Raw genomic sequence first — 7,954 nt, forward strand, 5'->3', positions numbered from 1 at the left:
GGCGGCTGCTGGCGGCCGAGGTTCGCGACGATGCCGGGCGGATCAAGGGCGTGCGTCCGCTGGGCGGCGAGATCGAGTTCGGCGAGAGCTGGCGGGCGGCGCTGGTGCGTGAATTCAACGAAGAGCTCGGCATTGACGTCACGCTCAAGGGCGAGCCGTTGATGCTGGAGAACATTTTCGTGCACGAGGGCGCGACCGGGCACGAGGTGATGTTCATCTCCGAAGTCGAGTTTCCCGATGCCGCATTCCGCGATCAGGACCGCATCGACTTCAGGGAGGATAACGGGGAGCAGATCGTCGCGCGCTGGTTCGACCTTGCCGATCTCGATGCGGACGGCGCGCCGAGCCTGTTTCCGACCGGGCTGAAGGGTTTGCTGCTGGGCGCAACAGACGGCGCTGCGTAAGCTCGCTCCTGCTTTGCTGAGCGCGATGACGCCGGCATCGCGTGGGACGAGGCGGCGGCGAGGAAATACGCGGCCGATCAATCGTTGAAGGCCACCCCTTGCGTGGCCTCGCCGGGAGGGCCGGGCTCCGCAATCCCGGCGCAATTGGCTTGCGGCTTCTGGCCCGCGAGCATGCCGCGAACAAAAGCGAGCGCATCGGGGAAGGCGGCGTTCAGGCCGCCATTATGCGTGGCACCGGGATAGGTCTTCCAGACCACATCGTTTCCAGCAGCGCACAAGGCCACGACCTCGGCATATTGCCGGGCCGGGACCAGCGTGGAATCCGCAAGGCCGGTGCCGAGCAGCAACGGCACCTTGAGCCGCACGGCCTTCATGTCCGTGATCGCGGTCAGCCGCGCCAGCACATTGGCTATCGGCTCGACGTAGACATTGTCGACAGTAATACCATCTTGCCGGGCGACAATGCGCATCTCGGTCGTACAGCCCTCGCGCGCCGCTTTCAGGATCGGCTTGCCCTTGTCGGAGACGAGATCATCGGCGGAGGGCGCGCCGTCGGGCAGCGAACCGCCAAGCAGCATGAGCGACGTATAGATCGGCGAGCCGATCGCGGTGGTCTGCGGCGGCTTGTAAGGACCGTCCGGGAAGGTCGAGACGAGGCCCGTTGCCACAGTGGCGACGAGCGGGACGTCCGGCGCGTAGCTCTCGGCAATCACAGTTGCGCCCATCGCGGCACCCGAGCCCTGCGACTGGCCGGTAACGAAGACTTTGGACGCGAGCCTGTCCTTATAGTCGGAGAGCACCGCGCGCACTCCGTCGAGCACCGAACGGCCTTCCGCCTCCCAGATCAGATAGGGATGCGGGCCCGGGCCGCCGAGACCCTGATAGTCGGTGGCGACGACCGCAAAGCCGTTCTCCAGCCAGCGCTGGATGTAGGTGGCATCGCGCGGCTTATGACCAGTCCAGGACGGTGCACATGCATCGGAGACCCCGAGCGTGCCGTGCGCCCAGGCAATCAGGGGCCAGCCTCCGGCCGGCGGCTCGCCCTTGGGCAGATAGAGCGTGCCACTGACCGGCACGATGCCCGCGCGCCAGCGCAGATCGCTCGACGTGTAGAGGATGCGCTCAGCGAGTGCCGCGCCCGTGATTTCGGGCTGCACGAGCATTGGTTCCTTGCGCAACATCACGCCGGCGCTCTCGGGCAAGGTTTCGGACCAGCGATAGAACGGCGACAGGTTCTGGTCGCCCACTTTCGGTCCTACCGGCAGCGACGAGTCCGCGTGGGCCTGCGGAATTGCGAGACCCCAGACTATGGCGAGCGTCATCATCGATTTTGCGATCGGGGTGGTGAACATAGGCGTCTCCGGTCCCTTTGCGGCGCGCGCCGCATTCTTGGCCAGGTTGATTGCCCGGGCAATTTGTCTTCCGTGTCGATTATGGAGACGATCACGCCCGGGTCCACGCCTTTTTCGGACATGGGCCAATGCCGATCACGCGGAGCGTTCCGCGGCTACTTCATCAGCCTGAAGCGGCCTCCTTCCACCTTGATCAAGAATGCCGAGCGCTCGTCATATCCATTGTGATCGGTTGCGCTCATCGTGGACAGGCCGTTGTTGAGATACACCTCCTTGACGCGCTCGAGCTCGTCGCGAAGGGTGGTGCGAAACTCTCCCGTTCCGGGCTTCGCGGTCTTCAATGCAGTTGGTATCGCCGTCTGGAGCAGCGCCATAGAATCCCACAGATGCGCTGCGAAGATGTTCGGCTTCTGCCCGTTCGCCTTCTCGTAGGCGGACAGCAATTGGTCCCGGATCTTGCGGAACGGATCGTCCGCCGGCAGATCGTCCGCGATCGTGAACGCCTCGCCGGTGAAGACGGCACCTTCGACGCTGGTTCCGCCGAGCTTGATGAACTCCTCGGTGGCCACACCGTGGGTCTGGTAGATCTTGCCGGAATAGCCTCGCTCGCGAAGCGCCTGTTGCGGCAGGACCGCCGGCGTGCCCGCCGAGGCGATGAAGACGGCGTCCGGATTTGTCGCCATCACCTTGAGAGCCTGGCCGGTCACGCTGGTGTCGGCGCGCGCATAGACTTCGTGCGTGGTCAGGGTCAGGCCGAGGGTGGGAGCAAGCCTGCTCACTTCCTTGTAATAGCCCTCGCCATATCCATCGGAGACGCCGATGTAGCCGAGGGTCTTCGCGCCTGATTTGGCGATATGCTTGAGGATCGCGAGCGCCATCAGGCGTCGTTGGGAACGACCTTGAAGGCCCATTTGCGCCGTTCGTCCATCGGTTGGACGATGGCTGTCGCCGCGGCGAGCGAGATGATCGGTGTCTTGGCCTCCCAGGCGACATCGAGCATCGGCATGGTCACCGGCGTCAGCGAGGAGCCGATGAGGACGTCGACACCGTCCTGAATCACGAGCCGCCGCGCGTTCTGAATGCCCTTGGTCGAATCCGATTCATCGTCGAGGGCGATATAGACGATCTTCTCGCCGCCGACCTCCTTGGGGAGGGCAGCAACCGTCCGCATCTGCGGCTGCCCGAGCGCCGAGCCTGGCCCCGAAGCAGAAACCACGATTCCCACCTTGATATCGGCATTTGCGGAGGGGATGGCGAGAACCATCGCGGTGCAGACGCAAAAGGCGGCGAGGCAGCGCCGGATCATGATGTTCTCCCTGGTATTATATTTCGCCAAAGCAATGTCGCTCTGGCCGGGGAGAAAGTCTGTCCCTACGGCTAGGGACAAATCGGCGGAGGTCCTGTTCAAGCGGCCGACGCGTATGCTTGGGCTCACGGCGCCGGGGACGGAGGCATAACCTCGTTCGCTGGAACAGGCTAATTCTCCGCCGGATAGGCCAGGTGCCCACCAGGCAGCGATTGTGCAGCCGGATTGATCTCGGCCTGCTTGACTTGCCCGGGCCCGAGAATGTGAAACACCGTCTCGCCGGCAGCGAGCAGATAATCCGTGATGATCCGCCGGTGGCATCGCCACCACAAGGTCTCTGCGCACATGATCGCGCAGCGCTGGACCTGCCCGAGAGCCCGCAGATGCGCGAGCCCTTCATGAAAAGCCGCGCTCATGGCGTGGTCGGCGTAATTGTGGAAGCTGCCGTTCTGCCAGAACGCGTTGGTCTCGCGCGGCACCTCGCGCTTGCGGCTGCGCAGGCCGCCGAGCGAGGCAATGTGCTCGTACCCGATCGAAACGGCCGCCAGCGATTGCGGCAGGACCTCGCGATTGTACTGCGGGTTGGTGCGGGAGCGGGGCACGGTGCGAACGTCGGCCACGAAGGTGACCGAGCTGTCCTGCAGCAATTCGCTGAATCGCTCGATCGAACGCGTGGCATGACCGATGGTGAAGAAGGGATGAGCCATGGGGACGCCTCGTCAGCTCGGGCCGCGGGCCGTCAGCTCTTCAACAACCGCAATGCGCGGCCCTTGTGCAGGGCGACGTGGTCGGTCTTGTCGCTCTGGATCTCGTATTGCGGATCGTCCGGGCTGGCGTGGTGCGTGTAGCCCTTGTAGTCGACGTCCTCCGTGTGAACGCGCAGGATATGGCCGCGCACCCGGCCGGCCTCGGAATTCCAGCTGACGTGATCGCCGCGCTTGAAGGGTTTTGTGGAGGGCTTCGGCATGATGGAATAATGCCGCGTCGATGGGGCGTGTTCCAAGGCGACGGCGCAAGACGCCCCGGTCCGTCTTCGCTCTGAGAGCTACGCCGGACACGCTTCGCAGTAAGATTGATGGCTTGCCGAGCCGTAGCTCGCGGCGGCAGCCCGCCTTCGCCCTTTGGGCTTCGGCGTGGCATCCTTCTCTCGCTTTGCGAGCGAAGGATGGTGGGCACGACAGGGATCGAACCTGTGACCCCTACCATGTCAAGGTAGTGCTCTCCCGCTGAGCTACGTGCCCTAGAGGTCGTCTAGATCGGGTGGGGTCCCTATAACGGCTCAGGGGAGCCGGCGCAAGGACGGAACGGGGCCGATTCAGGCCGCCAGCATCTTGTTCACTTCGCTGACCAATTCGCGCAGATGCACGGGCTTGGACAGCACTTTGGCGTTCTTGGGGGCGTCCGAATCCGAGTTCAGGGCCACCGCGGCGAAGCCGGTGATGAACATGATCTTGATGTCGGGGTCGAGTTCCGAAGCCCGGCGGGCGAGCTCGATGCCGTCCATCTCCGGCATCACGATGTCGGTCAGCAGCATCTCGAACGGCTCTTCCCGCAGCCGCTGATAGGCGGCCATGCCGTTGTCATGGGACGAGACCTGAAAACCGGCATTTTCCAGCGCCTTGACCAGGAAACGGCGCATGTCGTTGTCGTCTTCGGCGAGCAGGATTTTGGGCATGGCAGGAAACGTCGATCCCCAGAGGATATCAGCAGAGGTCACTAAGCCCGACAGAGGGTAAATTTGGGGTGAAAATCTTAACCCAAGCGGGCTCTCGCTGCCGGCTCTTTGTGAACCGGAATGCGGCTCGAAGCAATCGAGCCCCGCCGGCGTCCCCGCTTCCCTGCCCACACGGTTAAGACATGTTCCAGCGCCGATCACATCTTTTCGCTTGGCAGAATGGTTGCGATTCCGGACAATGACGACACATAAGAGCCGCATCCATCGGCCGAATCATGCGATCCGGGGCCCGGATCCTGCGGCGAAGGGACGAAGCCTGAGAAGATGACCCGGTTTGACGGCGAGGTGTCGCCAGCCTTCGAGATCGTGGAGCCCGCGCAATGGCGCGCGCCTGTCATCTTCAACTCGCCCCATTCCGGCTCGACCTATCCGGACGAATTTCTGGCGGCCTCGCGGATCGACCTGCCGACGCTGCGGCGGTCCGAAGATTCGTTCATGGACGAGTTGATCGGCCATTTGAGCGAGCGCGGCTTTCCAACCGTCAGAGTCAATTTTCCCCGCTCCTATGTCGACGTCAATCGCGAGCCCTATGAGCTCGACCCGCGCATGTTCACCGGCCGGCTGCCGAGCTTTGCCAATACCCGCTCGATGCGGGTCGCCGGCGGCCTCGGCACAATTCCGCGCGTGGTCGGCGACGGCCAGGAGATCTACCGCGACCGCATCCTGGTCGACGATGCGCTGGGGCGGATCGAGACGCTGTACAAGCCCTATCACCGCGCGCTGCGCCGACTGATCAACAAGGTGCACCAGATGTTCGGCACCGTGGTGCTGGTCGACTGCCACTCGATGCCCTCGGTCGGCGTGTCCCGCGACGAGCCGCGCCGGCCCGACGTCGTGATCGGCGACCGTTACGGCACGAGCTGCACGCCGCTTCTGCCCGACCGGGTCGAGGAGACCATGACCGGCCTCGGCTATTCGATCGGCCGCAACAAGCCCTACGCCGGCGGCTTCATCACCGAGCATTACGGCAATCCCGCGAGCGGCCTGCACGCGGTGCAACTCGAGCTCAACCGCGCGATCTACATGGACGAGCGGCGGCGCGAGCGCAGTCCACGCTTTGCGCAAGTGGCGACCGACTTCGGCGTTCTCGCCGACGTGCTGGCGACGACGATTCCATTCGGCGACCTCGGCCCGTTCCAGGCCGCCGCGGAATAGGCGCCGGCTTTTCTTATTGAGATCGTGTGGTCTGCGGTTGGCGCGAACGCGTCTTCGCTTCGCCCATTTGCGCGCGCTGAACTGAAAGCTGGCCGCAAGAAAAAAGGGCCGCTCGCGAATGACGCAAGCGGCCCAAGTCTAGGGAGGAAACGCCCAAGGAGGGCAGCGGTAACGCCAAGCGCTACCGCACCGCAACAATATGCGACCGCGACGCACAAAGTGCAAGGGTTTTTGAGCCGTTTCCCATGCAATACGCACATGGCTCAGTTGCTTCCACGGAAACCCAGATTCAGTTTCTTTGATAAGGAAATTCAATGGGTTGATAGGTGTTTGCATACGAACGAGGCATGGTGGGAACTAAGTTTTCAACGCAGTGATCGATATTTGGCCAGGAGATGACGGAGATGAGGCAGCCGGCCGCGGCATTCAAAATACCAGGGTGCAAACCAAGACAGCGCTGCAAGATGCTGCCGAATTGAGCTAGGCAAGAGGCGAGCTTCATCCAACTTTCGCTTTTGAGGATTCGGCCTGTGACGGTGATCGACTTCTCCGCCTTCATCGGACGGCTCGCCACCGCCTCCGGCGAAACCATCCTGCCGTTCTTCCGCACCTCGCTGTCGATCGACGACAAGAGCAAGACCAGGGATTTCGACCCCGTAACGGAGGCCGACCGCGCCGCGGAGGCGGTGATGCGGCGGCTGATCAAGGCGAGCTTCCCCCAGCACGGCATCGTCGGCGAGGAATTCGGCAATGAGCGCGAGGACGCCGACTATGTCTGGGTGCTCGACCCCATCGACGGCACCAAATCCTTCATCGGCGGCTTTCCGATCTGGGGCACGCTGATCGCACTGCTGCACAAGGGCGCGCCGGTCTACGGCATGATGCACCAGCCCTTCATCGGCGAGCGCTTCTCCGGCGACAACGGCTCGGCCAACTACAAGGGCCCGTCCGGCGAGCGCCGGCTGCAGGTCCGCCGCTGCGCCTCGCTGTCGGAAGCGACGACCTACACCACCAGCCCACTGCTGATGAATGAGCGTGACCGCGCCATCTTCGGCCGGATCGAAAAGGGCGCCCGGCTGTCGCGCTATGGCGGCGACTGCTACTCCTATTGCATGCTGGCGGCGGGTCACGTCGATCTCGTGGTCGAGACCGAGCTGAAGCCTTACGACATCGCGGCCCTGATCCCGATCGTGACCGGCGCCGGCGGCGTCGTCACCACCTGGGAAGGCAAGCCGGCCCAGGGCGGCGGTCGCATCATCGCGGCCGGCGACGCCAGGGTGCACGAAGAAGCCTTGAGGCTTCTCAACCAATAACAACGCGGGCGGAGGGCTTGCATGACCATCTCACGCAGGCTGCTCCTTGGATTGTTTCTGCTGTTGCCAACGCTGGCGTCGGCGCAGAATTTTCCGGTCAAGCCGATCAAGCTGATCGTGCCGTTCCCGGCCGGCGGTCCCAACGACATCATCGCGCGTGTGATCGGGCAGCGCATGTCGGAGCTGTCAGGCCAGCCGGTGCTGATCGACAATCGCGGCGGCCAGGGCGGCGTGCTCGGCACCGACGCCGTCTCCAAGGCCCCGCCCGACGGCTACACCATCGCGATCTCCAGCGCCGGCGCCCTCGCGATCAGCCCGAGCATGGAGAAAGTCGCCTACGACACGCTGGCCGATCTCACGCCGGTGACGCTGGTTGCGACCGTGCCCGAAATGCTCGTGGTCGCCACCAACGTGCCCGCAAAGGACATTGGCGAGCTGATTGCGCTGGCCAAGGCGCAGCCCGGAAAGCTCAACTTCGCATCATCCGGCCCCGGCAGCCTGCCGCATCTGGCCGGCGAATTGTTCAAGCTGACGGCCAAGATCGACATCGTGCACGTGCCCTATCGCGGTGCCGCGCCGGCCGTGAATGATCTGCTGGGCCAGCAGGTGCAGATGACGTTCCTCGACCTGCCGGCGCTGCTGCCGCAGGTCAAGGCGGGCGCGCTGCGGCCGATCGCAGTCGGCTCGGC

Annotated in this window: 9 protein-coding genes, 1 tRNA gene and 1 pseudogene; 4 read left to right on the plus strand and 7 right to left on the minus strand. The window is 63.9% G+C overall.

From position 1 onward, the window contains the following. A partial coding sequence (locus tag MOV75_RS19650; RefSeq protein WP_247006425.1) for an NUDIX hydrolase occupies positions 1-404 on the plus strand: 404 nt, incomplete at its 5' end. A gap of 77 nt (positions 405-481) precedes the next feature. Here MOV75_RS19650 and MOV75_RS19655 read toward each other — a convergent pair. The 6 genes and pseudogenes from MOV75_RS19655 to cpdR all read right to left on the minus strand — a co-directional run bounded on the left by MOV75_RS19655 (position 482) and on the right by cpdR (position 4,737). After that, on the minus strand, positions 482-1,756 hold the full coding sequence (locus tag MOV75_RS19655) for a lipase family protein (protein ID WP_246926742.1): 1,275 nt from the start codon (positions 1,754-1,756) through the stop codon (positions 482-484). A 155-nt stretch (positions 1,757-1,911) separates the two neighbouring features. Then, positions 1,912-3,020: pseudogene (locus tag MOV75_RS19660) on the minus strand (ABC transporter substrate-binding protein). A gap of 212 nt (positions 3,021-3,232) precedes the next feature. Beyond that, the gene (locus tag MOV75_RS19665) at positions 3,233-3,769 is read right to left on the minus strand and encodes a DUF488 family protein (protein ID WP_246926750.1); all 537 of its coding nucleotides are present in this window, start codon (positions 3,767-3,769) and stop codon (positions 3,233-3,235) included. A gap of 32 nt (positions 3,770-3,801) precedes the next feature. After that, entirely contained in the window at positions 3,802-4,029 is a 228-nt protein-coding gene (locus MOV75_RS19670) for a DUF2945 domain-containing protein (RefSeq protein ID WP_246926753.1), read from the minus strand. A 199-nt stretch (positions 4,030-4,228) separates the two neighbouring features. After that, a tRNA-Val gene (locus tag MOV75_RS19675) sits at positions 4,229-4,303 on the minus strand. 74 nt (positions 4,304-4,377) lie between these two features. Further along, a complete protein-coding gene (gene cpdR, locus MOV75_RS19680) occupies positions 4,378-4,737 on the minus strand; it encodes a cell cycle two-component system response regulator CpdR (RefSeq protein ID WP_007597092.1) in 360 nt (119 codons plus the stop codon). A 324-nt stretch (positions 4,738-5,061) separates the two neighbouring features. Between cpdR and MOV75_RS19685 the strand changes: the two genes are divergently transcribed. After that, positions 5,062-5,952 carry an N-formylglutamate amidohydrolase gene (locus MOV75_RS19685; RefSeq protein ID WP_246926756.1) on the plus strand — a complete coding sequence of 297 codons (891 nt, stop codon included), beginning with the start codon at positions 5,062-5,064 and terminating at the stop codon, positions 5,950-5,952. 289 nt (positions 5,953-6,241) lie between these two features. Here MOV75_RS19685 and MOV75_RS19690 read toward each other — a convergent pair whose 3' ends face one another. Then, positions 6,242-6,454: a hypothetical protein gene (locus MOV75_RS19690; protein ID WP_247006426.1), complete on the minus strand. Its 213-nt coding sequence runs from the start codon at positions 6,452-6,454 to the stop codon at positions 6,242-6,244. Positions 6,455-6,482: 28 nt separating this feature from the next. Between MOV75_RS19690 and hisN the strand changes: the two genes are divergently transcribed. Next, positions 6,483-7,265, plus strand: a complete 783-nt coding sequence (gene hisN, locus MOV75_RS19695; protein WP_246926762.1) for a histidinol-phosphatase — start codon at positions 6,483-6,485, stop codon at positions 7,263-7,265. 21 nt (positions 7,266-7,286) lie between these two features. Further along, positions 7,287-7,954: tripartite tricarboxylate transporter substrate binding protein (locus MOV75_RS19700; RefSeq protein WP_247006427.1), on the plus strand; the 668-nt coding region annotated here is incomplete at its 3' end.

It is taken from the genome of Bradyrhizobium sp. PRIMUS42 (assembly GCF_023006515.1).
Lineage (GTDB): Bacteria > Pseudomonadota > Alphaproteobacteria > Rhizobiales > Xanthobacteraceae > Bradyrhizobium.